26 protein-coding genes are annotated in these 27,000 nt (G+C 46.0%); 16 read left to right on the top strand and 10 right to left on the bottom strand.

The window, feature by feature from the left end; all coding sequences use genetic code 11:
* Positions 1-4 precede the first annotated feature (4 nt).
* Entirely contained in the window at positions 5-316 is a 312-nt protein-coding gene (locus tag RHEIN_RS00850; protein WP_008897070.1) for a DUF1840 domain-containing protein, read from the top strand.
* Positions 317-450: 134 nt separating this feature from the next.
* Here RHEIN_RS00850 and RHEIN_RS20200 read toward each other — a convergent pair whose 3' ends face one another.
* The 4 genes from RHEIN_RS20200 to RHEIN_RS20195 form a co-directional block, all read right to left on the bottom strand.
* The gene (locus RHEIN_RS20200) at positions 451-1,992 is read right to left on the bottom strand and encodes a KAP family P-loop NTPase fold protein (RefSeq protein WP_008897069.1); all 1,542 of its coding nucleotides are present in this window, start codon (positions 1,990-1,992) and stop codon (positions 451-453) included.
* A gap of 147 nt (positions 1,993-2,139) precedes the next feature.
* Complete coding sequence (locus RHEIN_RS00840) at positions 2,140-2,544, bottom strand: VOC family protein (protein WP_008897068.1); 405 nt, start codon at positions 2,542-2,544, stop codon at positions 2,140-2,142.
* 161 nt (positions 2,545-2,705) lie between these two features.
* Positions 2,706-4,547, bottom strand: a complete 1,842-nt coding sequence (locus tag RHEIN_RS00835) for a M2 family metallopeptidase (RefSeq protein ID WP_008897067.1) — start codon at positions 4,545-4,547, stop codon at positions 2,706-2,708.
* Between the two features lie 61 nt (positions 4,548-4,608).
* Complete coding sequence (locus RHEIN_RS20195) at positions 4,609-7,266, bottom strand: CHASE domain-containing protein (protein ID WP_139056375.1); 2,658 nt, start codon at positions 7,264-7,266, stop codon at positions 4,609-4,611.
* 156 nt (positions 7,267-7,422) lie between these two features.
* Here RHEIN_RS20195 and RHEIN_RS00825 point away from each other — a divergent pair, with 156 nt between their 5' ends.
* Complete coding sequence (locus RHEIN_RS00825) at positions 7,423-9,381, top strand: DNA topoisomerase III (RefSeq protein ID WP_008897065.1); 1,959 nt, start codon at positions 7,423-7,425, stop codon at positions 9,379-9,381.
* Positions 9,382-9,459: 78 nt separating this feature from the next.
* A complete protein-coding gene (locus RHEIN_RS00820) occupies positions 9,460-10,227 on the top strand; it encodes a peptidylprolyl isomerase (protein ID WP_008897064.1) in 768 nt (255 codons plus the stop codon).
* A gap of 72 nt (positions 10,228-10,299) precedes the next feature.
* On the opposite strand, the gene RHEIN_RS00815 is transcribed toward RHEIN_RS00820, so the two are convergent.
* The 3 genes from RHEIN_RS00815 to RHEIN_RS21425 form a co-directional block, all read right to left on the bottom strand.
* Complete coding sequence (locus RHEIN_RS00815; RefSeq protein ID WP_008897063.1) at positions 10,300-10,935, bottom strand: GntR family transcriptional regulator; 636 nt, start codon at positions 10,933-10,935, stop codon at positions 10,300-10,302.
* A gap of 2 nt (positions 10,936-10,937) precedes the next feature.
* Positions 10,938-12,107: a benzoate/H(+) symporter BenE family transporter gene (locus RHEIN_RS00810; protein WP_008897062.1), complete on the bottom strand. Its 1,170-nt coding sequence runs from the start codon at positions 12,105-12,107 to the stop codon at positions 10,938-10,940.
* Between the two features lie 179 nt (positions 12,108-12,286).
* Positions 12,287-12,484, bottom strand: a complete 198-nt coding sequence (locus RHEIN_RS21425; RefSeq protein WP_040554224.1) for a cysteine-rich CWC family protein — start codon at positions 12,482-12,484, stop codon at positions 12,287-12,289.
* A 120-nt stretch (positions 12,485-12,604) separates the two neighbouring features.
* Here RHEIN_RS21425 and purT point away from each other — a divergent pair, with 120 nt between their 5' ends.
* The 8 genes from purT to RHEIN_RS00770 all read left to right on the top strand — a co-directional run bounded on the left by purT (position 12,605) and on the right by RHEIN_RS00770 (position 19,420).
* Entirely contained in the window at positions 12,605-13,789 is a 1,185-nt protein-coding gene (gene purT / locus RHEIN_RS00800) for a formate-dependent phosphoribosylglycinamide formyltransferase (RefSeq protein ID WP_008897061.1), read from the top strand.
* Between the two features lie 332 nt (positions 13,790-14,121).
* Positions 14,122-15,369, top strand: a complete 1,248-nt coding sequence (locus RHEIN_RS00795) for an HlyD family secretion protein (protein ID WP_008897060.1) — start codon at positions 14,122-14,124, stop codon at positions 15,367-15,369.
* 27 nt (positions 15,370-15,396) lie between these two features.
* Positions 15,397-15,633 (top strand): hypothetical protein, encoded by a 237-nt coding sequence (locus RHEIN_RS00790; protein ID WP_008897059.1) that lies wholly within the window; start codon positions 15,397-15,399, stop codon positions 15,631-15,633.
* 55 nt (positions 15,634-15,688) lie between these two features.
* Positions 15,689-15,877: a hypothetical protein gene (locus RHEIN_RS00785; protein ID WP_008897058.1), complete on the top strand. Its 189-nt coding sequence runs from the start codon at positions 15,689-15,691 to the stop codon at positions 15,875-15,877.
* A 169-nt stretch (positions 15,878-16,046) separates the two neighbouring features.
* Positions 16,047-16,349 (top strand): hypothetical protein, encoded by a 303-nt coding sequence (locus RHEIN_RS20860; RefSeq protein WP_008897057.1) that lies wholly within the window; start codon positions 16,047-16,049, stop codon positions 16,347-16,349.
* Positions 16,350-16,585: 236 nt separating this feature from the next.
* A complete protein-coding gene (locus RHEIN_RS00780; protein WP_008897055.1) occupies positions 16,586-18,676 on the top strand; it encodes a peptidase domain-containing ABC transporter in 2,091 nt (696 codons plus the stop codon).
* 73 nt (positions 18,677-18,749) lie between these two features.
* Positions 18,750-19,133: a hypothetical protein gene (locus RHEIN_RS00775; protein ID WP_008897054.1), complete on the top strand. Its 384-nt coding sequence runs from the start codon at positions 18,750-18,752 to the stop codon at positions 19,131-19,133.
* Between the two features lie 62 nt (positions 19,134-19,195).
* Positions 19,196-19,420: a hypothetical protein gene (locus RHEIN_RS00770; RefSeq protein ID WP_008897053.1), complete on the top strand. Its 225-nt coding sequence runs from the start codon at positions 19,196-19,198 to the stop codon at positions 19,418-19,420.
* A gap of 44 nt (positions 19,421-19,464) precedes the next feature.
* On the opposite strand, the gene RHEIN_RS00765 is transcribed toward RHEIN_RS00770, so the two are convergent.
* On the bottom strand, positions 19,465-19,836 hold the full coding sequence (locus tag RHEIN_RS00765; RefSeq protein WP_008897052.1) for a hypothetical protein: 372 nt from the start codon (positions 19,834-19,836) through the stop codon (positions 19,465-19,467).
* A 384-nt stretch (positions 19,837-20,220) separates the two neighbouring features.
* On the opposite strand from RHEIN_RS00765, the gene ccoG reads away from it, so the two are divergent.
* The 4 genes from ccoG (at position 20,221) to RHEIN_RS00745 (ending at position 24,040) form a co-directional block, all read left to right on the top strand.
* Complete coding sequence (gene ccoG / locus RHEIN_RS00760) at positions 20,221-21,639, top strand: cytochrome c oxidase accessory protein CcoG (RefSeq protein WP_008897051.1); 1,419 nt, start codon at positions 20,221-20,223, stop codon at positions 21,637-21,639.
* A gap of 74 nt (positions 21,640-21,713) precedes the next feature.
* Positions 21,714-22,694, top strand: a complete 981-nt coding sequence (locus tag RHEIN_RS00755; protein WP_008897050.1) for a serine/threonine protein kinase — start codon at positions 21,714-21,716, stop codon at positions 22,692-22,694.
* 47 nt (positions 22,695-22,741) lie between these two features.
* Positions 22,742-23,377 (top strand): thiol:disulfide interchange protein DsbA/DsbL, encoded by a 636-nt coding sequence (locus RHEIN_RS00750; RefSeq protein WP_008897049.1) that lies wholly within the window; start codon positions 22,742-22,744, stop codon positions 23,375-23,377.
* A 15-nt stretch (positions 23,378-23,392) separates the two neighbouring features.
* Positions 23,393-24,040: a thiol:disulfide interchange protein DsbA/DsbL gene (locus tag RHEIN_RS00745; protein ID WP_008897048.1), complete on the top strand. Its 648-nt coding sequence runs from the start codon at positions 23,393-23,395 to the stop codon at positions 24,038-24,040.
* Between the two features lie 69 nt (positions 24,041-24,109).
* Here RHEIN_RS00745 and RHEIN_RS00740 read toward each other — a convergent pair whose 3' ends face one another.
* A complete protein-coding gene (locus RHEIN_RS00740; RefSeq protein ID WP_008897047.1) occupies positions 24,110-25,576 on the bottom strand; it encodes a pectate lyase family protein in 1,467 nt (488 codons plus the stop codon).
* Between the two features lie 219 nt (positions 25,577-25,795).
* Between RHEIN_RS00740 and RHEIN_RS00735 the strand changes: the two genes are divergently transcribed.
* Positions 25,796-26,230 (top strand): hypothetical protein, encoded by a 435-nt coding sequence (locus RHEIN_RS00735; RefSeq protein WP_008897046.1) that lies wholly within the window; start codon positions 25,796-25,798, stop codon positions 26,228-26,230.
* A gap of 34 nt (positions 26,231-26,264) precedes the next feature.
* On the opposite strand, the gene RHEIN_RS00730 is transcribed toward RHEIN_RS00735, so the two are convergent.
* Entirely contained in the window at positions 26,265-26,930 is a 666-nt protein-coding gene (locus tag RHEIN_RS00730; RefSeq protein WP_008897045.1) for a hypothetical protein, read from the bottom strand.
* Between the last annotated feature and the right edge of the window lie 70 nt (positions 26,931-27,000).

The following is a 27,000-nucleotide window of genomic DNA, read 5'->3' as shown; positions in this document are numbered from 1 at the left end:
TGTTATGCTAATTACATTTAAATCCATAGCCGCAGCGCCGGTACAGATGTTCGGCAATGTCGCTTTGCAGTTACTGGAACTGATGGGGCGTTTACCTAAAGCACCAGGTGCTTTATTTGCAGAAGACGTGACCGAAGCTTTAGCTTTACTGCAACAAGGCTTATCAGAACTGGAAGCCAGGGAGCAGGCAGAATTACCACAAGATTCAGCAGATAAAGAGAAACCTGCGGTTATTCCACTGAAACACCGTGCTGTGCCTTTAATTGCATTATTACAGGCGGCTATACGTGAGCAAAAAGGTGTAAGCTGGGAGTAACCTTTTCCCCGTCGTACTTGAAACTGCAGCTTTGTTGTCCAGACTCTTTCACCCCAATCACATAGGTAAACTATGTATGTTGGGGATTCTTTCGCTGGCCGTCGCGCTGCAGCTCTTAAGTTTGGAGTGAGGGTCTAGTTATTTATATGCAGTTGGCCTGATAGCTCAAGCAAAGAGTTAATGTTGTTCAATATGCTGCCTTTAGGAGAGTAGAGTGTTTTATATTCCTGGCTAATCAGAGTCCTATTATTGGCTACGTTAGTTGGATTGTTTCTTGAGCTAACTGCTACAAACAAGTCAGAAACTACTCCAATAAAGTGGTGTTGGATGACTTGTTTGATCTCAGTACTCTGCTTCGAATATCGCAAAAAAGTTTCTTCTGTTAACTTGAGTAAGGCCGTATTTGCCTTGTCATTGCTCACGAAAATAGGTCTCAGCGAAGTAACAACTTGGCTTGAGTCATAATTTGAAGTTGGCAATGTCGCATAAAGGATATTACTTTTTTCCTTAATTGCTGATAGAGCTAGTAGCCCTATAAATGGAACTAGCTTTAACCTCTCTCCCGAAAGTTTTACAATTAACTCAAGTCTGGAAAGCCACTGTTTTGTAGTTCTTAGATCAAAAGACAAGTCAGCAGCGAGCCCAGAGATGAATTTACAAAAATCTTCTCTGTTTTGTTTTTCGAATATGTCTGACTGCTCGGATTCATAATAAGTAAAAACAGTATCCAACTCACTTTGGGTTGAAACGTAATTTTGTAATGTTGGTGTTTCTAACTGAAAACTGGCATCAAAAAAGCGTTTTAAGTAGTTATAGCTGCCAAACTTTTCACCGTAGACAGCATTAATCGAATGCTGTAGTTGTTCTGAGTCTGTTGCAATCACAAAGAATATCTGAGGAATGCCAAATACATGTTTTATGGCCTCGAGCATTTCGATAGCAAAGGTCGGACGACAACGGTCTAACTCATCAACAAAGACAAACAACGGGTAATTCAAATTAGTTTTTGCTTTTTGCCCTATGATGCTGTCCAGCAGTTTGGCTATAGCCATTTTAAGATCGTCGACAGCCTCTGTTTCTTTGCTGACATTATCGAGCAGCAATGCTGTAGTTTTTGAGGCTAAATCAGCTATAGCTGATGCGGATTTTTTTGCTTCAAAGTCTGCACTATTCATCACTTTTTCTAAGTCTATGCGAAACATGGCTTTAACCAGTTCTGGCCCTAATACTTTTGCTGTCGCAAACCCTTTGGATGTTTTTATTCTGTCGCCAAGCCTTTTAGCTTGTGGTGACTGTTCCTGTAAGGTTTTGATTATATGCTGCAAAATAATCAATAAAGGACTGTCGTTGTGGTCGTATTTCCAGGCGTCTATATAAACTACTGGGTGCTGGTTTTGCAGCGTTAAAAGCCAACGTTTTAAAAACCAGGTTTTGCCTGTACCCCAAGGACAGTTCAGGTTTAGCACGTACCCAGCCTTTTTGAGTTTGGCCAGCTCAGTTAGAAACTTAGCTGTATCAGCCCTATTCAATTGATCAATGGGTAAAACTTCTGGTTCAGTTAATCCAGCAACTGCTGGTGTTGGGCCACTCAGGTCGAAGCTTTGCTCTGGCTCGTTTCCTTTCGGCCAAGATACTGCTTTTGACCAATCAAAATTTAACTCTGTATTTTCTGCCATCGTCTGTCCCTGATTTGCTTTTCCTCAGTGTGCCATGGCCATAGCTTGCTCTACAACTTACTGTTTGGATACTGGTGTTCTCCAATAATAATGTCTATTGGTGGCGGGTAAACCTGAAGCCAAGCCATCGGTTTACCCCTGGTCGAATTAGCCAGCCACTGCAGCAGGGTCCATCCAGAAAAACTCCCAGATATGACCATCTAAATCCAGCATGGAGCGGCCATACATAAAGCCTAAATCCTGCTTTGCATTGATGTCGGCTGTACCACCAGCTTTAGCCGCTGCATCGCACACCTGATCCACTGCTTCTTTGTTATCACAACTTAAAGCCAGCATCACTTCACTGCTGCCCTGGTCCGGTATTGGCCTTTGGGTAAAGCTCTGCCATTTGGAATGGGTTAACAGCATGACAAAAATATGCTCACTCCAGACCATACAAGAGGCTGTGTCGTCACTAAATTGCAGGTTCTGTTGAAATCCCAAAGCCTGATAAAATTCGATAGCAGCGCTTAAGTTGCTGCAGGGTAAATTCACAAAAAGCATCTTGGCCATGAGGCCCTCCTGTTGGCTGTTTACTGACAATGGGTGTCACTGTCTCTCACCTTAGTCGGCTCAGGCCCTACAAATTCGACAGAGGCAGAGAGTTTTTTTAAACTGCTGATGCAACGACAAAAAAGGCAGCCTGGGCTGCCTTTAACTCATTCAATTTGCTATTACCAGCCGCATTGTCTGTCTTTGTTTTGCTCATCCAGCCAGGTTTTTAACGGCGCAAAATAAGCCAGAATGGCACTTGAATCCATATCTGGTTTGCCTGTTAATTTGGCTAAAGCTTCCTGCCATGGCCGGCTGGAACCCATTTCCAGCATGTCGTTTAATGCCGCCCCAGCTTCTTTGCTGTTGTAGATTGAACAGCGGTGAATAGCGCCTGAGTCACCGGCTTTTTCACATAAAGCTTTGTGGAACTGGAACTGCAGAATATGAGCCAGGAAATAACGGGTATAAGGCGTATTACCCGGCACATGGTATTTAGCACCTGCGTCAAAATCGGCTTCAGTGCGGGCTGTAGGCGCAGCCACGCCCTGATATTGTTCACGTAATTTCCACCAGGCTGCGTTGTATTGCTCTGGTGTCACCTGACCTGAAAATACCTGCCAACGCCATTGGTCGACTAATAAACCAAAAGGCAGGAAGGCCACTTTATCCAGCGCCATTTTCAGCAATAAGCCAATGTCTTTTGACTCGTCCGGAATCTGCTCCAGTAAACCAATTTGTTGCAAATACTTTGGGGTAACAGATAACGCTATGGTGTCACCAATGGCTTCATGGAAACCATCATTGGCACTTTCCTGATAAAACACCGGCTGATCTTTGTACGCACGTTGGTAGAAGTTATGCCCCAGTTCGTGGTGGATCACTGAAAACTCTTCGCCTGTGCGCTGAATACACATTTTAATGCGTAAATCGTCTTTGGCGTCTAAATCCCAGGCTGACGCATGGCATACCACATCTCTGTCTCTGGGTTTCACAAATAAAGAACGGGTCCAGAAGGTTTCAGGTAAAGGTGCAAAACCTAATGAAGTAAAAAAGCCTTCAGCACCTTTGACCATTTTAATTTCGTCGTAGCCTTTATCGGCTAGCAGTTGAGTCACGTCATAACCCGGATCGGCATCTTCTGGCGCTACTAAGTCATAAATATTGCCCCAGGTCTGAGCCCACATATTGCCGAGTAAATGTGCCGGAATAGGTTTGTCTAGCGGTACTTTGTCGGCACCGTATTTTTCCGATAACTTAGCCCGCACATGGCAATGCAAAGCATCGTACAAAGGCTTAACTGCGCCCCACTGTTTATCCAGTTCCAGCGCAAAAGCATTGGGTTCCATATCGTATTTAGAACGCCACAACACGCCGGTATCGGCATAACCCAGCTCTTTAGCGCCTTCATTGGCCAGTTCTACCTGACGTGCATAAATAGGTTTCATAGGCGCTGCGGTATTGTGCCAGCCAGTCCACATTTCCAGTTGTTCGTCGTAGTTGCGGGATGTCGCCATAGTGCTGGACATCTGGCCTAAATCCAGACAGTTGTCCGGTGTTTTACAGTATTTGCCTTTACCATACATGGCATTCAGCTTGGCCACTATGCCGGATAACTCTTCAGTTTTTGCTTTGTCAGCAGGTGCAGCTAAGGTCAGAGCTTGTTTGAGTTTTTCCAGTTGGCGGCGGGTGTCGTAATCAACATCAACGTCATTAAAACGGGCGGCTTTATTGGCTAAACGCACCACAGTTTCCGTCAGCTCCTGGCCTGCTGCTGCAGATAAAGCTTCGGTATCTTCGGTGATGAAGTTCGATGCGATCCAGTCGGCGCGATTGACTTCCAGCAATAAAGTACTGAGTTCATCCCCTGCCGTTTTGACAAAAGCTTTGGCTTGCTCTGCATTCACCTCTGCGGAGACCGAAGTTGATTCTGTAACAGTCACCACTTTTTCGCCACAGGCGCCCAGCAGCAAAGCCGAACTGACCAAGGCCGCGGTCAGACTGAGTTTGTATAAATCTTTCATGGATTTACCTTTTAGTTATGTTTTTACATGGGTACGGCGGCTTTGAGTATAAACAACCTTTTTAATCCTGCACCGAGCTTTTACCATGACGATTTAATGGCTGATAACAGGGAAATGTCAGGCTAAAACAGGTGCCTTTGCCCAGCTCCGATTCGAAGTCTATGTTGCCCTGCATCATTTCAACCAGAGTTTTACTGATATTTAAACCTAAACCAGATCCCTGATTACTGCGGCTGTCTGAGCTGTCGGCCTGAGCAAATTTCTGGAAAATTTTGCTGCGAAAGGATTCGGCTATACCAGTGCCCTGATCTTTCACTTTAATCACAAGGTAGTGATCATGCTGCTGATAACTTAACTTCACGACGGAGTGGCTGGGTGAAAACTTAATGGCATTAGAGATTAAATTCGACAAAATTTGCAGCAGGCGGAATTTATCCTGATACAGATAAACTGCTGTGTGGTCAGTGGGAACCACTAAATCCAGACGTACTGAGTATTTGTCGGCATAGGCCTGATTTTGTTGTTTGGCTTCTTGCAGCAACTGCAATACGTCCACTTCTGTTGGTTGCAGCTTTAACTGGCCAAACTCCAGTTTTTCAATGTCCAGAATATCGTTGACCAGCCGCGCCAGTCTGTCAGTGTTGGTTTTAGCAATTTGCACCAGTTGCTGGGCTTGTGGCGGTAATTCACCTGTCACACCTCCAGCCAATAAACCCAAGGAGCCGTTAATAGAGGTCAGAGGCGTGCGTAATTCATGGCTGACAGTGGATATAAACTCACTTTTCATCCGATCGATTTTTTTGCGTTCACGTAAATCGTGCAGCATCAGGGTATACAAATGTTTATCTGCAATATCCACCCGGCTTAAGCCCATTTCCAGCGGAATTTGCTGGCCGTCTTCACTTAAACCTGTCACTTCTACCGTATGGCCCACCCATAAGTTCAGTTGCTCCACTGTTAAAGGTTGCAACAATTGATGGTTTTTATGTTCAGGTAAGCAAGCTAATAACTTACTGACAGGCTGGCGTAGCAGGGATGGCATAGCATAACCAAAGAGCAAAGAGGTTTCTTTATTCACCCGCTCAATTAAACCCTGCTGGTCCACTATCACAATAGATTCAATGGCATTGTCCAGAATAGAACTCAGCTCTTTGGTGCGCTGGGTAATTAAATGCTCAATGCGGGCTGATCGCCCAGTTAAAACCAGCAGGAAAATACCAAGCAGGCTGCATAACACCAGGCCACCGGTTAACACATACCAGCTTTGTTGACCTGAGTTGAGATTCAGCAGGGTTTTGCTGGGAACCAGCTGCAGCTCCAGCGAACGTCCTGCATGCGACCACTGGCGGGTCCAGGTCAGATAACTGGTCTGAGCTGCTGGTTCAGGCAATGAGCTGTAATAGGGTAACCCTGTGCCTAAATCTCTGATATGTAAATGAAACTCTGAGGTATCGTATTGGCTTAAACTGGTTTGCACTAAGAGTTCAGTTTCAAAGATGCCGCAGATAAAACCACGAATTTTTTGGCGTTTTTCATCAAGGCTTTTTGGGATCACACCCTGCTGATACACAGGAATAAAAAACACTAAAGCAGCATTGCCACTCACCAACCGTACAGGGGCTGTGATACTGATACTGCCCGAATCCATCGCATAGTCCATGGCTTCTTTTCGCACAGGATCTGCAGCTAAATCCAAACCTGCAAAAGATGTATCACCAGAGGCTGAAGCCAGATACCGAATGACACTATAATGGGAACGCACTGCTGCAGATTTTACTCCGGGGTTGGCATACTCTTTAAAACCAGTCTGCAACTGAGCTTCTACTGCCGAACGCCGGGAATGAGGCACTAGTTCAACCCAATCAAAAAACAATACGCCAGCTTCATTCCAGGGGTAGTGCTGCAAGAACTGCCGAAACATCGGCTCTGTCACTTCAGGTTGAACGGCAAAGAGCCGCTCCAGCATCTGCATCTGTTGCAGCACTTTGCTTACTCTGAACTGAAAAGTGGCACTGATTTGTTCTGACTGATCAAAAAACTTTTGCTGCATGCTTTGGTGGTGTTGAAAGCGAGCCAGCACAAATAAAGCCACAACCAAAGCAGTGCAGACCAATAAAGGCAAACCCACAGTCAACCAGCGTGTGCGCCATAAAGGGCGAGGCTTGGCAAACAGCATAAACACCAGAGGAATAGCGATCATCACGCCAATCATGTCGCCAACCCACCAGGTGAACCAGTTGAGTCCGGCATGATCAGGGGTCACTAAACCAAACTGCTCTAACACCAAAGTAGATAAACCAGAACTGATTAAACAGGCAAAAGGACCTGCTAAAACAAAAAGCCAGAGTATGCTTTTTTCAAACGTCAGGGCACTGTGAAAGTGAGCAAAACGACGCACCGCACCTAAGGCAAAAGCTACTGTTAATGCTGTTATGCCAGCCATGCTTAAGCTGTAAACCACTTTATCTGACCAGGTTAAATCTTGTGGCCAGTCGGGTTGAACCAGTTTAAACATCAGCGAACCTAAAAATGCGCCTGCCAGCATGGGGTAACCCCACAATAATGCAGCGGCAATAGCTATGCCTAAAGAGGGAAATACAGAAGTCGCCATGCCAGGTGCTATTGCCAGCAGCATAGCCAATTGGCCGAAAACAAAATAGGCGATAGCCAGCAGAAGGATCCGCAACAAGGTCAAACCTGTAGTTGAAAATTTAATCAATGCTGACACTTCACCAAAGCAGGCACCGGTTTATCCCGGCAAAACCTTAGCTTACTCTGAGCCCGGCAGAAAACAAATGCTCTGGCCTTTGCTTTTTTGGGAAAACTACGGTTAAATTAACTGTTTTTTCATACAGTGCTTCATTGGGCTTCTATTATGCGTCTATTTATCGCCGAAAAACCCAGTATGGCCCGCGCTATTGCCGACGCCTTTGGGCCACACCAAAAGCAGCAGGGTTATCTGCAACTGACCAATGGCGATAAAGTCAGCTGGTGTCTTGGTCATTTATTAGAGCAGGCTGAACCCGAAGCTTATGATGCTGTGTTTAAAAGCTGGCGGCTGGAGCATTTGCCCATTGTGCCGCAGGAGTGGAAGCTGGTGCCTAAAACACAAAGCAAAGCTCAGCTGAAAATACTGACCCAACTGATCAAAGAGGCCACAGAACTGGTGCATGCAGGTGACCCGGATCGGGAAGGCCAACTGCTGGTGGATGAAGTATTGCAGCACAGCAAAGTCAGTCAAACCAAACTGAAGCAAACCAAAAGACTGTTGCTGAATGATTTAACACCAACAGCAGTGCGTTTGGCTTTACAGCAGTTAAAGCTGAATTCTGAATTTTCGCCTTTATCTCAAAGTGCCCTGGCGCGCAGCAGAGCTGACTGGTTATACGGCATTAATTTAACCCGCGCTTATACCTTACATGGCCAGAGGCTGGGGTATCAGGGCGTATTGTCCGTAGGCCGGGTGCAAACTCCGGTGCTGGGCCTCGTAGTGCAGCGCGATTTACTGATAGAAAACTTTGTCAGCCGTGACTTTTATCAGGTCAAAGCGCATTTAACCGGGGCTGACTGGCCTTTTAGCGCCATCTGGCAACCCAGCGAAGCCTGCGAGCCTTATCAGGACGAAGAAGGCCGGGTACTGAACCGTGAGTTGGCCGAACTGGTGCAGCGCAAAACCAGTTTTCAGCCCGCTGTGGTAGAGCAAGTGCAGCAACAACCGAAAAAACAGTATGCGCCTTTGCCTTTTAGTTTGTCGGCTTTGCAAATTGAGGCGGCAAAACTTTATGGCATGACAGCCCAACAAGTGCTGGATACTTGTCAGCAATTGTATGAACGTCATCAGCTTATTACCTATCCACGTTCAGATTGCAGGCATTTACCAGAGCAGCAATTTGGCCAGTCTGCTGCGGTTTGCCGCGCTATAGTTGCGAACAGCCCTGAACATGCAGAGATGCAACAACAGGCGAATTTAAGCTTACGCAGCAAAGCCTGGGATGACAGTAAAATTACTGCGCACCACGCCATTATTCCTACCGACAAAGCCTTGAAGTCAGCCAGTTTGAATACCTTTGAAGCCAAACTCTATTGGCTGATAGCGCGGCAGTTTTTATGGCAGTTTTTCCCGCCTTATTGTTATCTGGAACAACAAGCGCTGATTAAAATTGCCGGAGGTTTATTTAAGGCTCAGGCGCGGCAGCTGCAGTCTTTGGGCTGGAAAGCTTTTTATAAAACCAGTCAAAAAGAAGATCAGGACGAAGATGCGGATGAATCGCAGAGGCTGCCTCCTTTAACCAAAGGCCAGCAATTGCAGTCGGGCCAGTCGGAATTGCTGTCAAAACAAACCCAGCCACCGGCTTATTTTACCGATGCCACTTTATTGGCTGCTATGACAGGCATCAGTCGTTTTGTCACCGATCCAGAACTGAAACGTATCTTAAAAGAAACCGCAGGTTTGGGCACAGAAGCCACCCGGGCCGGTATTCTGGAGCTGTTATTTAAACGTGGTTATTTGCAGCGCCGGGGCAAACAAATTCGGGCCAGCCAGTTAGGCCGGGTTTTTATTCAAAGTTTGCCACAACGTATCACAGCACCGGATTTAACGGCCTTGTGGGAAGCCCAGTTAGAGCAGATTTGCCACCAGCAACAAGATTATCCGCAGTTTATGTCGCAATTAGAACCAGAAATTACCAGGCTGGTGCAACAGGCAAAGGTGTCTGCAGAGATAGCTAAAACAGGTTCAACACAAAAAACGGCCTATAAAAATACCAGACGCAAAACAACGCAGAGCAAAGCTGCTTCCTCTGCAAAACGCTCAAAGGTTAACAAAGTTGTTTAGTTCGTAACTAAGTGTAATGCCTCTGGATTGCTGCGCCCGACTGAATTAAAGTCGGGGCACTTTGTTTCAGGGATCTTTATGATGTTTAAAAAAACTATAGTAACAACCACTTTAGCCGCCGCTTTAGCTTTCACCAGTCAACAGGCTGAAGCCACCATAGTATTGGTTGAAACCAATATGGGTGATTTTGAAATTAACCTGTTTGACCAAACCACACCAAAAACTGTGACTAATTTTCTGACTTATGTAAAAGATGGCACTTTTGACAATTCGGTGTTCCACAGGTCATTAAAAGACTTTGTAATACAAGGTGGTGGCCAACGCTACAGCGGTAATAACGCAGCGCCTTTTGTTGAGATTCCACCACGAGGCCCGGTTGATAACGAGCCAAAACTGTCGAATGTGCGTGGTACTGTGGCTATGGCAAAAAAAGCCAGCCCAAACAGCGCAACTACTCATTGGTTTGTGAATATCAAAGATAACTCCAGCCATCTGGACAAAGACAATGCGGGCTATACAGTCTTTGGGGTAGTCACAGGCATGTCTGTTGTTGACAGTATTAATAATCTGTATGTACCAGGAGGAGCAGGGGTTTTCAGAGAAGCACCACTGCGCAACTACAGCGCAACAGATTTGGCGAATAATGTGCCGGTTACAGCAGCCAATATAGTCACCATTGAACGCATTACCATTATTAACGACAGCCCTACCACAGCCGCTAACCTGAATCCGAAGCCAAATACTCTGGCAGGCCAGGAGACTGACAGCAGCTCAGGCGGCTCTATGGGTTCAGCTTTACTGCTGGCTTTGGCTGGTCTGGCGTTTTGGCGTCGTCGTAAAGTTTAAACTGAATAGGTTGGTAATTCTGTTGGATTAAAGACGGGCGCGGATAAACCGTGCCCCTACAGTTTTGTCGAATCAGGCTGGCTGTTGTCGTAAGTGGCTGGTTAATAACTCCCCAGCTTGCTGAATATGCTGTTGTAGCAAAGCTACAGCAGCATCCAATTGCTGTGCTCGTAGTAACTCCAACAACAGCCAGTGTTCCTGATGGCTGGTATTAGCATAATTCAGACTGATTTCCTGAAAGCCTAAATAGCGCTCCACTTGCTGATGCAGGCTATGCAGCAAACGCAACAAATGTGGGCAATTACTTGGCTGATACAAGATCAAATGAAACTGCCAGTTCAAGGCGCCTCTGTCGGCGGCGGATAAATGTTGATCCTGTTCAAGCTGCTGTAATAAATCTTCAGCCTGGCCAAGTACACTAAAAGTGAGCTGGGGAAAAGCGCGGCGCAACGCCATAGGTTCCAGTTGCAAACGAATTTGGTATAACTCTTCAGCTTCTGCTGCGGTTAAAGGCGGCACCATTAAGCTGGCCTTGCCTGCCATCATCAGTAAAGCTTCAGCTTTGAGTTGTTGCAAAGCATCCCGCACCGGAATACGACTGACCTGATAATAATCCGATAACTTCTGTTGATTCAGTACTGCACCTGCAGGCCAGACTCCCTGCCGAATATCCTGCTTTAATTGCTGATATAAGCTGGCTTTGGTCATATTTAACTGGCCTTTTTCTGTGGCAGTTTCAGCACCAGGGTACAAACCAGGCCAGCCACTAAACCCCAAAAAGCTGAGGCTATACCAAAAAAGCTGACGCCTGAAACTGTCACCAGCAAAGTAACGACAGCGGCTTCCCGGTGCGGCCCGGCTTGTGTGGTTAAGGCCAAATTGGTGCCTATAGTGCCAAGCAAAGCCAAACCGGCCAAAGCTGTGACTAAAGTGGCAGGGAAAGCGGCAAATACAGCCACCACCGCTGCGCCAGCCAAGCCTGTCAGTAAGTAAAAAATACCAGCGGCCACGCCAGCACTGTATCTTTTGGCCGGATCTGCATGAGCTTCAGGGCTGGCACAAATAGCAGCAGTTATAGCTGCTAAATTAATAGAAAAAGCGCCTAAAGGCGCCAGCACTATAGTAGTCAAGGCGCTGGCGTTAATCAGTGGTGATACCGGCAACTGGTAACCGCTGCTTTTAAACACAGCTAAACCCGGAATATTTTGTGAGGTTAAAGTCACAATAAAAAGTGGTAAACCTACGCCCAATAAAGCACTGACAGACCACTGTGGCCAAATCCAGACTGGCGCTGGCCAGTCAAACTGCACCTGAGCAAGATCCAACTGACCTTGCTGGCTGACATAAAGCACAGCCACCAGCAGCACCAATGGAATAGCGTAACGGGGTTGATACTGTTTGCTAACCAGATATGTAGCGCACATCAGCCCCACCAGCCATAAATCCTGCTGCAGCGAGGTAAAAATCGACAAACCAAAGTTAAATAAAATACCGGCCAGCATAGCGGAGGCTATTTGCAGCGGAATTTTATTGCTGAGTTTTTCAAACCAGCCGGTCAGGCCCAGTAATAAACTTAAAGCAGCAGCGAAGATAAAGACCCCCACAGCTTCAGCTAAACTCAGGCCCTGTAAACTACTGACCAAAAGCGCGGCTCCAGGCGTGGACCAGGCTGTAAGTACAGGCGCTTTAAAATACAAGGACAAACCAATACAGGTGAAGCCCATGCCAAGGCCCAGGGCTAAAATCCAGGACGCCATAACCGCCTGATCGGCGCCGGCAGCTGCTGCAGCCTGAAATACAATAGCCACTGAACTGGCAAAACCAACCAATACAGCCACAAAACCAGCAGCTATGGCTGATAAGCTAAAGTCGCGCCACATAAAATTTCACCCAAGAGATTTTTGGATACATTAATTTAATTTGTATACAAATTTCAAGCGAAGTGATAAATAAATCCGCAGGGGCGGGTCTTGTACCCGCCCGTCTTGAATTCCAAACACATCTCTATCGGGGCTTGCCCCCGCACATCAATAATTGCAATCCGATATTTGATGTTTTGTCAGACAGGATAGAAGAGGGTTGTTTGATCATTGAATTTTTTCAGGCATTCACTGCATATACAGCTGCTTTGATCCGGCGCTTTTGCCAGCAGTTCAGCCGGAAACTGCTGCTGTATGCACCAACACTGGTTTTGTTCTGTTGTACCTGCTTTGCATGAATTAGCTTGCTGGCATAAAGGGCAAAGTTGCTCGGACATAAAAATGCTCTGTTTGGGTTTCACTTTACTATACCTCAGCAAGCCAGATGCAGCTGAAATCATTAAGTGTTGGCGGATGATTTTTGTTATGCTCTTGCACATTAAATTAAGGAGCTGCAGATGAGCCAGATAGGAACCCCGGGTGCTGCCAATGCCACCAAAGTGCTGTTATTAGGTAGCGGAGAACTGGGCAAAGAAGTATGTATTGAACTCAAACGTTTAGGCTGTGAAGTGATAGCGGTTGACCGTTACGCCAATGCGCCTGCTATGCAGGTGGCCGACCGTAACTATGTTATTTCCATGCTGGACGGTGCAACCTTACGCCAGATTGTGATCAAAGAAAAACCTGCACTGATAGTACCTGAACTGGAAGCCATAGCCACCAGCACGCTGGTAGAGCTGGAGCAACAAGGTTTTACTGTGATCCCAAGCGCTAAAGCGGCCAACCTGACGATGAACCGCGAAGGTATTCGCCGTTTAGCGGCAGAAGAGTTACAACTGCCTACCTCACCTTTCCGTTTTGCGGATGACAAAGCCAGTTACTTAGCTGCTGTGGCCCATATTGGTTACCCTTGTGTGGTGAAACCTATTATGTCGTCTTCCGGCAAAGGCCAGTCTGTGCTGAAATCCGACGCTGATGTAGAAGCCGCCTGGGCTTATGCACAGGAAGGTGGCCGTGCCGGTAAAGGCCGGGTCATAGTTGAAGGTTTTATCGACTTCGATTACGAAATCACGCTGCTGACGGTACGTTCAATTTCCGGCACTCAATACTGTGAACCTGTAGGCCATCGTCAGGAAAAAGGCGACTACCGCGAGTCATGGCAACCTGCGGCTATGTCGGCTGCTGCATTGGAGAAAGCCCAAAGTTACGCCGCTGTAGTGACTGAAGCTTTAGGTGGTTTTGGTTTATTTGGTGTGGAGTTGTTCGTGAAGGGCGACCAGGTGTGGTTTAGCGAAGTATCACCCCGACCACACGACACTGGCATGGTGACTTTAATTTCGCAAAACTATTCCGAATTTGCCCTGCATGCCCGCGCCATTTTAGGTTTGCCTATTCCGGTTATTCGCCAATACGGCCCGGCGGCTTCAGCTGTGTTGCTGGTTCCTGGCAATTCACAACAAATTGGTTATGGCAACCTGGCTCAGGCCTTAATGCAACCCGACACCGACCTGCGTATTTTTGGCAAACCCGAAGTACAAGGCGAACGCCGTATGGGCGTGGCTTTAGCATTAGGCGACAGCGTAGAACAGGCCAAACAAAAAGCACTGGATGTAATAGCAAAAATTAAGGTGGATGTGCTTTAGGTTTTTGCCATTTCAAACTTTCACTGATCAAAAAATGGGCCTGCGGGCCCATTTTTTATTGTTCGACATATATAAATCAGAGGTTTAGCTCCATTTCTGTACGAAAACCACACAATGCCTTGTTTGCGGGGCGCAGTTGTATAAATTAAAGGCTGTTGCTCACCTCTGTAAATTTATTGATCAGTTAAAAAGGCTTTAATTTCACTTATTTATGTTTTTTTAATCTGTTTTAGGTAAAAAGGTGCTTGAAGTGTTTTTTTTGTTAATGTAACTTAGTGTTAAGCAACTTATTTACCTATATTGGTTTGTTTTTTTGTTGCATTGGAGTTGTTGTGTCACAAGGATTGTTTCGTCAGTCAGCTATTCAGCGTCAATCTGCCCGCCTCGATGGCGAAGTGGTGATTGCCCAACCTGTATCGTCCAGTGTATTAACTGCTGCTTTGGTACTGGTGGTGGCTGCGTTGGTTATCTTTTTAGTCTGGGCCTCCTTCGACCGCAAAGAAACTGTGTCTGGTTATTTAAAACCCAACCGTGGTTTAGCCAAAATTACCGCTCCCCGTGCTGGTGTGGTCAGTGAAATTTATATTGAAGATGGTCAGCAAGTGGCTGCTGGTCAAAAGCTGCTAAAAATCTCAGTACAAGACCAACTGGCTCAGGGCCAAAGCTTAACTTTAAGTTTAACTGAAGCCCTGGATACACAAGCTCTGTTGCTTGAACAACGGCTGCAGCAAAGCAATCAGCAGTATCGGCAACAGCAGCTTGAGCTGAATTCCCGTTTAGTGTCCAGCCAACAACTGATCAACGAAATCACCCAACAACAGCAGATGTTGCAACAGCGGTTGGAACTGAATCAAAAACGCTATGCCGATTATCAGGCACTCAGCCAACAAGGTGCTGTCACTCAGGACGAGCTGGATAAGCAAAAAGAGCTGCTACTCAACCTGCAACAACTGCTGGCCGAGCAAAAAGCCAGTGAACAGGCGCAACTGAATCAGGTGCAACAAATTCAGGGCCAGTTAGCGCGTTTACCTATGGAGCAGCAACAGCAGCAAGCCATTCTGGCCACTGAGTTATCGCAGTTACAACAGCAAAAAACTGAATTGCAGGGCCGTGGAGAGCTGGTGTTAACAGCTCCAGTGGCGGGGCGTGTGACTAACTTAGTGGCTGAGCTAGGTAATAGCATAGCGGCGGCTTTGCCACTTTTGACCATAATGCCGGAACAAGCTGAATTGCTGGCGGTGTTATTAGTGCCCACCCGTGCTTATGGTTTTGTCCAGCCGGGGCAACAGGCACGTTTACGTTTTGATGCCTTTCCGTACCAGCGTTTTGGCAGTTACCAGGGGCAAGTAATAAAAACGGCGCAGGCTATAGTACTTCCCAACGAAGTAGATATGCCTGTCGCCGTGCAGGAGCCAGTGTACCGCGTTGAGGTGCAACTGGAATCGCAACAAATCCGCGCTTTTAACAACAATGTTCCGCTGCAATCGGGCATGTTGTTAAGCGCAGATATAGTGCTGGAACAACGCAGCCTGATGGCCTGGTTGTTTGAGCCGATCTTAAGCCTGAAAGGCAGGCTGTAATCTTTAATCATCTCAAGGAGAGATAATATGCAAGAGTTAACATTTGAGCAAGTGGAAGAAGTGAGTGGTGCAAGTTGTGCTGCCTCTGAACTTACAGGTAATTTTATCGTTGGTGCATTTAGTTTTGCTGGCGGGGTAATTGGTGGTGCGACTACTTTTGGAATAGGTGGCTATGCGGGCGGTTTTGCTGGTGGAATGTTAGGCTCCTTAGCTTGGCAAGCTAGCAAGCGTGATATTGAAGCAGCTTTTTGCTCTACTTATTAGGCTATTTTAGAGGTGGATGGGTAACCATCCATCTTTTTATTTTAGGAGGGGTATCATGCGTTTTATTTTAAATGTATTAATTTTTTTCTTTATAATTCTTATTGTTAAGTATTTTGGTGCATATATTTATCAGGACGTTGTTCAATACACATGGCTGGGAGTCAGCATGCAAATTGTATTTTCTTTAGCATTTGCAGGTTTTATGGAATATAGGCTACGGCGCTTAGATAAGCTTAAACAATGATAGGGTCTATCGATGTGAAGTGGAGTGCCTGTATTTGGTAGCACGGCCAATGGGGTCAGGCCAATGGGGTCAAGTCTTGCCCTTTGCCCCGAATGAGTATGAGTGCTTATTCATAGCGTTTATATGATTTTCTGAAATAGGATTATTTTCGTCATATTTTGGAGGATAAATGTTTAAAAATAAATGTGAACATTGTCATAGTGCCCCAGATAAAAATGTGCGTAGAGAACTTATTTTATTTGCTGAGGCAAGATGCCGCAGGTGTGGTTACATGTTAGTACCTAAAATATTTTCATTAACACTTCTGAAAATAGTTTGTTGTCTTGGTGCTGCTATTTGTTGTGGCTTCATTGTGAGGTTGATATTGCCAGATCTAAGAGGGATACCATTTCAAATTATGATGGCTATTCCAATGATTATTGTTCATCGGATTATTAGTACTTTTTCTGAGTTGAAATCTTTTGATATTTAGCTTTGTGCAAGGCTTGATCCTCAGGCCATGTTTTATCTTCCAGAGCCCAGTGGAGTTTAACTAAATGATGAATGTAACTCGCTCAAAAATTAAAAGCGAATGGGTTTTTATTGCCGTATTTTTTCTGATTTTCCTTTTTTATATCGCAGGTAAATCGTTGGGCAGCGATTTTATAATTTTTATGCGTAGCCAGGGGCTTTGAGTACAATTTCCATGTTAAATTTTTCCAGAAAATCATGATCTACCAATCTGAAGCCGCTGAATGTGGTTTAGCCTGTGTGGCTATGGTGGCCAACTATCATGGTCACCAGCTTGATCTCACCACTTTGCGTAACCGCTATAGCGTATCGCTAAAAGGCGCTAACTTGCAGCAGTTAATGCAACTTGCTGGTCAGTTGGGTATGGCACCCCGTGCCTTAAAACTGGATTTAGCTGATTTAAAAAACCTGCGCCTGCCCTGCATTTTGCATTGGGATATGAACCATTTTGTGGTGCTGAAAAAAGTTGGCAGCAAAGCTATTACTATTCTTGACCCTGCTCTGGGTGAACGTGTTGTGGCATTTACTGATGTGGATAAATCTTTTACTGGCGTGGCACTGGAGCTTAGCCCCACTACTGAATTTCAGAAAATTGATGAAAGAGTCAAGCTGGGCCTTACCGCCTTTTGGAGCAAGGTGCAGGGACTGGTGCCGTCCCTTGTTAAGCTGTTTATTTTGTCTTTGTTGTTACAGCTCTTTGTACTGGCTGCACCTTATTACACTCAACTGGTGGTGGATGAAGTTTTAGTCAGCCACGACACGCCGCTGTTGGTGGTGTTGGCTTTGGGGTTTGGTTTATTGATGCTGGTACAAACCCTGACTCAAACCTTAAGAGGTTGGGTGGTATTGCATTTAGGTTCTGTGATGAGCCTGCAAATGGCCACTAACTTATTCCGCCATTTATTGCATTTACCCCTGAGCTTTTTTGAAAAACGCCATATGGGCGATATTGTCTCGCGTTTTGGTTCACTCAATTCAGTGCGCGAGCTGTTAACCACCAGCCTGGTGGAAGGTGTGATTGATGGCGTCATGGCCATTACCGTTTTGGTAATGATGTATTTATACAGCCCGCAGTTGAGTATGGTGGTGCTGGCCGCAGTGGTGATTTATGCCCTTATTCGCGCCATTTTGTACCGGCCTTTGCAGCAGCGCACCGAAGCCAGCATAGTAGCCAGCGCCAAAGAGCAAAGCAACTTTATGGAAACAGTGCGGGGCATGCAAAGCATTAAGTTGTTTGGCCAGCAAAGCCAGCGCTTAAATATCTGGCAAAACCGTTATGCCGATGCAGTAAACCAAAACTACAGGCTGGGCAAATGGCAAATTTCTTATAGCACAATCAATCAGTTATTGTTTGGTATTGAAAACACCCTGGTGGTGTATTTGGCGGCATGGGCTGTGCTGGATGGCAATATCAGTGTAGGTATGTTGTTTGCGTTTATGGCCTATAAAAACCAGTTCACCACTCGGATGGCCGCGCTTATTGATAAAGTGATCGAAATTAAAATGACGCGGCTGCACTTAGACAGGTTGGCGGATATTGCGCTGACCGAAAAAGAGCAGGAAGGTGAAACTGCGCAGCAACGTGAGATCAGCGGTGCTTTTAGTTTAAAAGAGGTGGCCTTTCGTTATGCCAGTAACGACCCTTTATTATTTAACGGCTTAAACCTCGAAGTTAAAGCGGGCGAAAGCCTGGCTATTATTGGCCCTTCTGGTACTGGCAAAACCACTTTGTTAAAACTGATGTTGGGTTTATTGCCATTAGAGGCAGGCAAAGTAGAAGCAGATGGGGTGGATATAAAGCATTTGGGTTTACGGCATTATCGTCAGCAAATAGCAGCAGTCATGCAGGAAGATGCTTTGATGTCGGGCACGCTGGCGGAAAATATCAGCTTTTTTGACAGCCACATGGATATGCAAAAAGTGATGGCCTGCGCTCAATTGGCTGGTATTCATCAGGATATAGCCGCTATGCAAATGGGCTACAACGCCTTAATTGGTGATATGGGCAGCAGTTTATCCGGCGGCCAGAAGCAGCGGGTATTATTAGCCCGGGCTTTATACCGCCAGCCCAAAATTCTGTTTATGGACGAAGCCACCAGCCATTTAGATATTCAGCTGGAGCATTATGTCAACGAAGCCATTAGTCAACTGCCGATGACCCGCATTATTATTGCCCACAGGCCACAAACCATTTTAAATGCCGACCGCATTATTCAGCTGCATCAGGGCCAGTTAACGGATGTAACAGAAGCCTATAAACAGCAAATGACGCCAGCCAGGACGGCCTGATGGTACAAGCCAGGCATCTGAGAATGGACAGGCCTTGTGGATTTATGGGTTTTATTTAATTCAGGATAACTTTATGTCGCAGGAAGCCACTGTGGTTATGGATAAATCACAGAAAATTCAGGACCTTTGCATAGCTATCGCTGCTTTTTGTCTGATGTTGCATCTGGATGGATGGGTGGCGGAATTAAGGCAAACTCAGGTGTCAGCTTTGTTGGGTTTTGTGCTGAGTTGGGCGCCAAATCTGATAGCCGCTGCTTTAGGCCCTTTTGTGTTTTTGTTGTTTTCCGCTCGCCGTGAATTAGTTAGCACCAGTCTGGGTTTTGGACTGGGCCTGATGTTGTACGAGTGTGGCCAGCTGTTTATTTCCTGGGCGGTGTTTGACTGGTGGGATCTGGCTGCAACCCTGGTGGGTACTTTATTGTCTTTGGCTTTAATGCGCCTGTTGTCGCGCAGTTAGCAATCCGGCATAAAGCGCTGGGCAATGGCAAAGTTACTTCATTCTTTAAAGGCAGGTTTTTTATGAGAGAACTGGCAACTACAGGCTGGCTGGAACTATCGCTGGTACTGCTGTTTGTGCTTTTGGCTGCGGCGGCTGTGTTATTTGTTTTTCTCAGGTTTAAACGTAACTACTGGCCACTGAAAAAAGCCCCCTTCTGGTTTGAGGCATTGCAGCTGGGTGCAGTGATCAATGCCGGATTTTTTAGCGCCAGACTGGTGCAGATTTATTTGCTGCCATTATTCTGATCAGTGCCTGAGATGAACCCACACTGCAACAAAGGCGCAGGCCCTTAATCTTTTTTAAATTCTTCCAGCTTCGGATATTGCCTTAATACATCACAAGCTCTTTGCATGGCGTCGCCAAATAAGGCCGGGTGAAAATCACCGTTTTGGCAGTAGTCGCGGCGAAACTGCAATAAGTTATCTATAGTGCGCGCTGCTTTGGCTAATGCTTCCTGCTGGCCTGTGCCGTAATCCTGGCCTATAGCATAAAAGGCTTTCTGAATTTTGCGGGTAACCATTGAATCGGATTGAGCACCTGGCAACGAGATGTGCTCAGCCAACCAGTCCAGCACAGGTTCTGAGTAAGGCAGCATTTTGGGATGGTCATAAAATGTCAGGGTGCTGACAATCAGCAAACACAACAGCAAAAAATTGCGCATAACTTGTTACCCCATTTATAACTCTATTGTTTATAACACAGCAATAGCAACATAACACTGTCAATCTGGCTGCCAAATACCCTTGTGCTGTCAACAAAGTTGACAGGTGAAAACTAAGGGAAATATAAAAACCCAATATGGATCATGGTGTTATATAATTGCGGTCTTTGGTTCGATTATTGCATTCTCTATTGCAGAGAATCACTCTGGTGACAACATAAAGCAGTACAGGTCAGGCTTCAGCACGCTTGCTCACAATGCCGGAATGCAGACAGGCACTGTGAACATTGGTTCGTAAGAACAAAGCTTGGCTTGTCCTGCATCAACAAGCTGCACTAAACAGCCTGCTACACTGAATACCGGGTAGCAGCACGAGGTATGGGCGTGGATAACAAGATAGATATCAAAAATATCCCGGTGGAGGTGCATAAACCCGATCCGGACAAAAAAGCCAATTACAACCCAAGAGATCGAATTTACATTCGGGCTGTGAAGGGTTTGCATCAAAGCTTAAGGCGTAATATCGGCTTTGTGTTTATGGGCCTGTTTATGCTGCTGCCATGGCTGGAATTTAATGGCCAGCAGGCTATTTTGCTCGATATTGTTGAGCAGAAATTTTATATCTTCGGTATGACCTTATGGCCACAGGATTTCACTATTCTGGCCTGGATTTTTGTCATCAGCGCTTTTGCTCTGTTTTTTGTCACCACCTTTTATGGCCGGGTCTGGTGTGGTTATCTTTGTCCACAAACCGTCTGGACCTTTATTTTTATGTGGTTTGAAGAAAAAATTCAGGGCACCCGTAATCAGCGCATGAAGTTAGATCAGGACCCCTGGAGCTTCAGTAAAGTATTCAAAAAAGCCTTAACCCACTTTAGCTGGCTGGCGTTTTCTGTGTTAACAGCCCTGATTTTTGTTGGCTACTTTACGCCGGTAGACCAATTGTTTATCGAGTTTTTTACCTTTGAAGCCAGCTTTTGGGCTGCGGTTTCCGTCTGGTTTTTTGCCTTTTGTACTTACGGCAATGCAGGCTGGATGCGCGAAATTATGTGTACTCACATTTGCCCTTACGCTCGTTTCCAGTCTGCCATGTTTGATAAAGACACCTTTACAGTAACCTACGATGCGAAACGGGGTGAAAACCGTGGGCCACGAGCCCGTAAAGACACAGACTACAAAGCCAAAGGCTTAGGCGATTGTATCGACTGTAATTTATGTGTGCATGTCTGTCCTACCGGCATAGATATTCGTAATGGCCTGCAGTACGAGTGCATTAACTGTGGCGCCTGTATAGACGCTTGTGACGACACTATGGATAAAATGGGTTATGCCAAAGGCTTAATCAGCTACACCACAGAACATAGTCTGGAGGGGAAAACCACTAAAGTAGTACGTGGCAAGTTAGTGGGTTATTTTATGGTGCTGGTGGCTGTGTGCGCGGCCTTTGCCTGGACTTTAGTGGTGCGTAAACCTGTGGTGATGGACATAGTGCGCGACCGTGGTGCTTTGTACCGTGAAACCGACGAAGGTTTAATTGAAAACACCTACACCTTAAAAGTTATTAACAAATCGCAGCTGGAACAAACTTACCAGTTGTCTGTGCAAGGCCTCGATGACGCACAGTGGTTGGGTGAAAAAGAGCTGACCATCAAAGGTGGTGAAACTGCTAACCTGCCGATCAGTTTGTCTTTGGATCCGGTGGATGCGAAAAAACCTGTGCTGGATATTGAGTTTGTATTGCAGGACAGCGACGAGCCTGACATTCGCTTAACTCAGGGCAGTAAGTTCTTTTCCGCCCGTTAAATCAGTAAAAGCGTTAGACTAGGGAGCCTCGGCTCCCTATTTTTTTGGCAGCAGCATCGACTAAACGGAATTCCATGAGCACTTTTGACTTTTCTACTTTAAGTCCGGATTTAATGCTGGATGCCTTATTTCATTATGGCTTTGATGTCAGCTCAGGCTTATTGCAACTCAACAGTTTTGAAAACAGGGTCTGTCAATTCAGAGATGACGACCGAAAAAGCTGGGTGGTGAAATTTTACCGGCCAGAACGCTGGAGCTTGGATCAACTGAATGAAGAGCATCAGTTTGTTGCTGAACTGGCAGAAATTGAAGTGCCGGTTGCTGAAGCTGTGGCGCGGGATGGTCAGCAGGTGTTGTCTTATGGTGGCTTTTATTTATCTGTGTTTCCCAGCCGTGGTGGCCGTACTTTAGAGCCGGACAACGACAATCAAATGCTGCAACTGGGGCGTTTTTTAGGCATGGTGCATCAGGTCGGCGCGGCGCGGCCTTTTGTGCACAGGCCAACCATTAACCATCAAACTTTTTTGCTCGACAGCCAGCAAAGCTTGTTGCAGTCGGGCTTGATTCCGCCTTCGCTGCAAAACGATTATCAGGCCATGATGCAGCAACTGTGCGATAAGGTCGGTCCTTTATATAAGCCGGAAAAAATCCGCCGGGTACATGGCGACTGCCATATTGGTAATTTGTTATGGCACGACGACAGGCCTTTGCTGCTGGATTTTGACGACAGCCGTAATGGCCCTGCGGTGCAGGATTTGTGGTTATTGCTGAACGGTGACAGAGCAGAGCAAACTTATCAGTTGTCGTTATTGCTGGAAGAATATGAACAGTACTGCGATTTTGACCATAAAGAGCTGCGTTTAATTGAGCCGTTACGCGCCATGCGCATTTTGTCTTATATGGCCTGGATAGCAAAAAGATGGAGCGATCCGGCGTTTCCGAAGAACTTTCCATGGTTCAGTACAGACCAATACTGGCAGCAACAATTAAGGGCCCTGGATGAACAGCTTAAATTCTGTGACCAGAGCCCACTTTCTTTGATGCCTCAGTGGTAAGTTTTTGTTAGAGTAGTGGCAGTTTTATTCCAAGGAACATTCGAATAATGAAAAAGTTAACAGCGTTGTTAGTAGGTGCTTTGTTATTACCAGTTGCAGTTTTTGCTGCTCAGTTTGAAGAAGGTAAACACTACGAAGTCATTTCTGAACAGGCCACAGCCAAACCTGAAGTAAAAGAGTACTTCTCTTATTATTGTCCAGCTTGTTTTGGTTTTGAGCCAAAAGTACAAGCCCTGGCCAAACAGTTACCAGCAGGCGCTGAACTGAAAAAGGTGCATGTCGATTTTTTACAACAAGCTAAACCTGAAATTCAGGCCACTTTAGCCAAAGCTTATCTGGTAGGTAAAAACCTGGGTAAAGGCGACGAGATCTCCGGCGCATTTTTTAAACATATTCATGTGGATCGTAAAACTTTTGCCAGCGACGACGATATTAAAGCTGTAGTGGTTGCCAACGGCGTGGACGCTGAAACCTACGATAAAGCCATCAAAAGCTTTACTGTAGCTGGTGCTGCTAAACAAATGAAAAAAGAGCAGGATGCTTTATCTGCCCGCCGGGTGTTAACCAGCGTGCCAACCTTTATCGTCAACGGTAAATACAAAATTCTTACTCAAGGCCTGAGCCGCGACAATCAGGATGAAGAGTTTAAGCAACTGGTTAATTTTTTACTGACTCAATCTTAATAAAAGGCGTTCTTTATGTTGAAACAATTATTGGCCGCTTTGCTGTTTGCTCCTGTCATGGCTTTCGCTTCTGCAGCTTCCCCAGTGCAGTATCAGCAAGGTGTGCATTACGACGTGGTTGCGGAAAAAGCGACTGAAGCGCCAGAAGTACTGGAGTTTTTTTCGTTTTATTGTCCACACTGTAAGGCCTTTGAGCCTTTTGCTCAGGCGTTGGATAAGAACCTGCCAGAAGGTATTAGCCTGATTAAAAACCATGTTGATTTTTTAAGGGTGGCTCCGCCGGAATTACAGCAGTCTTTAGCTAAGGCTTATGTGGTGGCAAAAAATGCCGGTCAGGGTGACCGTATTTCGAACGCAATTTTTGATTATTTACACAATCAGCGCGGCAGTTTCACTACTGAACAGGACATTCGTAGCTTATTGGTCGCAAACGATATTCCTGCCATGTTAGTAGACTCAGGTATGGTTAATACGGCAGTTATGGACGAAGTGGCTGCCATGAAAAAGAGCCAGGATCACTACTCTGAAGCAAAAATACTGCAAGGTGTGCCTACATTGCTGGTCAATGGCAAATACCAGGTGAAGTTTTCGGGTTTAAGCCAGGAAAATTTCCAACAGGATTTAAATGCTCTGGTCACTTATCTGCTGGCGAAAAAAGACTGATTAAGTCTATTTAATGCGACATAAAAAACCGGCTCAAGACAGCCGGTTTTTTACTTTTTCAGCTCTGGATCAAAAACTACATTTATTCACGCCAGCATTGGCTATCACATGAGCTTTCACTTCATTGGTGGGCAATAAAGCGAAGCTGTATGGCAGGTTCAATACTGCGTTAGGCTGTACATTGGGTCCTGCAATCACTCCTTCAGATGGCATTGCTTGCCAGTTGGTATTGCTGAACTGATTACCTCTGGTATCCCAGTAGCCCAAAGTGCTGGAATAAAAGGACACTATAGGGTTAGTGGTATTTTCAAACACATTGTTTTCAATGCGGATCACCGCGCCCATTCTGCTGTTAATGCCAGTGTCCTGCACTTCTGTATAGTAGTTGTTGTAAATATGACCCTGACCAAAACGGAATAATGGCAGGCGTGAATTGACTCTTTGCCAGTAGTTGTGATGAAAGGTAATACGACGGTTGAAGTTGTCTGAATCGCTGTTGCCCCATAACGAGGTTTTCCAGCTGTCGTGCAAATAGTTGTATGAAATCGTTACTTTATCTACGTCTTTTTTTCCGCTGACTAACTCGTCGTAATAGTCTTTACCCACATCCAGGCTATTGTAAATTTCGTTGTGATCGATCCAGATATTGCTGGCCGGGCCTTCCAGCGTAATAGCGTCTTTATCCCCTGTGTTGACATAACGCAGTTTCAAATTACGAATGATAACGTTGTTAGCGCGAAATACTTTAATGCCTATGCCATCAAATAAGGCGTTGTTGCTCACCCCAATAATACTGACGTTATTCATATCTTTAATATCAAACTTACTGACACCACCAGAGTTGGCTGTGGTAATAGTGCCATTGACTCTGATGGTTAAAGGGCGGTTTAAATCTCTGTTGGCCAAAGCGGCCTGAATTTCTGCTCCTGTGGTTGCTGTGACAGTCACCGCATTGGCACCTGCACCTCCTGTGGTGCCTCCATCCAGCGAAGCAAAACCTTGTGGGCTGGCACTGCAGGCCGTCACTTCACCTGTTGGTGGCGGGTTAACTGGCTCTGTTGGATCCGTAGGGTCCGGATCTGTGCCGCCTTCTGTATTCAGATAGACTTCAAATTCGGCTATACGGGGTGCTGAGCTGGCGCTGATAATTTCCAGATTTAGTTTTTTGCTGCTGATGGTGCTTAAGTTCAGCACTTTATTGCTGCCAATACTGCCGCCGCTGGCCAGCTCAGTACCATTGTCGTTATTGACTAAGCGCCAGCTGGTGACTGCGGAGCCAGATTCTTTCAGCACCACCTGATTTAATTGAATGGCCGAGCTCCATTTCACTGAAACCCGTTGATTTGAGTTACTTGAGGGTTGCCAGTAACTTTGCAAATCGTTGTCTCTGACATCTGAATAACTGATACCGCTGGCTTTGCTGGAGCCATCAGCTCCGGCTCCCGGGCCTGTGATCGCAAGATTATTGGCATGCACCGCAGCACTGACGGCGCAGCTTAAAGCCAGAAGTGGGAATAGCAGGTTTTTATGTTGCATCTATTTGTCCTCAAATTGCTGTTAGTTTTTTATAAGTGATCCGGTCCTGATTCAGGTCCTGACCGGCACAGCAGAGTGTGGACTAACATTTTAGGGACAGCTATTTCACATCTGGAATTACAGTCTGATTATGGATTTGACAAATTTCATTGACATTGTTGCGAACCATTCGCAATTGAAATAGTCTAGATGACATCAATTCTCAATTGGAACCACGGCATGGATAATTGGCAACAGATCATTGCTCAGGGCAATCAGGCATTTACCGAACGGCATTTAGCGGTAGCGGCCAGCTTTTATCGCCAGGCTATTTCTGATGTCTGGCCTGTCTGGTATCACTGTGCTTTTGTTTGCTGTCCGCCAGAATTGAGTCGGGAAGAAGCTTCATTACCCACTTTCTGTTTGTCGATTTCCATTCAGAATCTGGCAGAAACTTATGCACAGCAGCAAAGATGGCGGCGTTGTCAGACAACGCTGAGGCACGGCTTAAATTGGTTTGAACAAATGCTGCAGCGTTTGGATGGCGACCATCCGGCCAGTATTGCGGTGTTACAGGAATCCGCCAAACTCAGAGCTGAATATAAGGCGGTTTGTCAAAGGTACAAAATCTGGCAGTTATCGCGTTTACCTGCCAGCCGCCAGTATTTGCACTAAAACGAAAGGGGTTCCGGCCAGGAGTTAGGAGGGGCTACAGCAGTTGCCAAGTCCCTTGTTGCAGTTCCAGGCTCTGGAGTTTTTGTTCTTCCTGGCCATTGTGATGATGCAGCCGGATAAACTCGACTTTATCCGGACTCACCCAACGCACATCCAGTGGGTTCCAGGGTTGTATTCTATTGTCGTCACCGCTGAGTACCAATTCGGCCTGTAGCTTGTGGTTACGGATCCGGTAAATCACTACCAGATTGGCGTTTTCTTTATCTGAAAGGCCCTCGGAGTAAACCAGCAGGCGTTTATTGTCCGGAGATAACAAAGGAAAGCCATTCACCTGGGTTTGCAAGCCGGTTCTGGTATTGACCAGATACACACTGCGGCCACGGTATTCAAAAACCCAAATTACAGCCAACTGCACTGCTGCTAAATAAGACACCAGATAAGGTTGGGTGTCTTCGTCGGTTCTTTCTTTAAACACAGGAAAAGACAAAGCTCCGGCCTGAGTTTGCAGATGCAAAAAATTGCTGTTGCGCTGCACCTGAAATGGGACTTTGGGCAGCAGATCTTCCTCCAGCTCTTCAGCACAAGAGCGTTTAAGTTTCACTTCAAACTCACATGCCATTGCAGTCGTCGCAAGAGCACTGCAAAATAGCCAAAAAAGGAACGACAGAGCTGTTTTTTGCAGTAAGCTGATGTTGGGCATCAGAAGTTTTCCTCGGCTGAGTGAGATCTTCGGGTTGTCATTTGGTTTAGTGTAGGTAAATTTGCACTGC

The sequence above is a fragment of the Rheinheimera sp. A13L genome (assembly GCF_000217935.1).
Taxonomy (GTDB): domain Bacteria; phylum Pseudomonadota; class Gammaproteobacteria; order Enterobacterales; family Alteromonadaceae; genus Pararheinheimera.
Note: the sequence above shows the minus strand (reverse complement) of the source record. Positions and strands in the feature narration are given on the sequence as shown.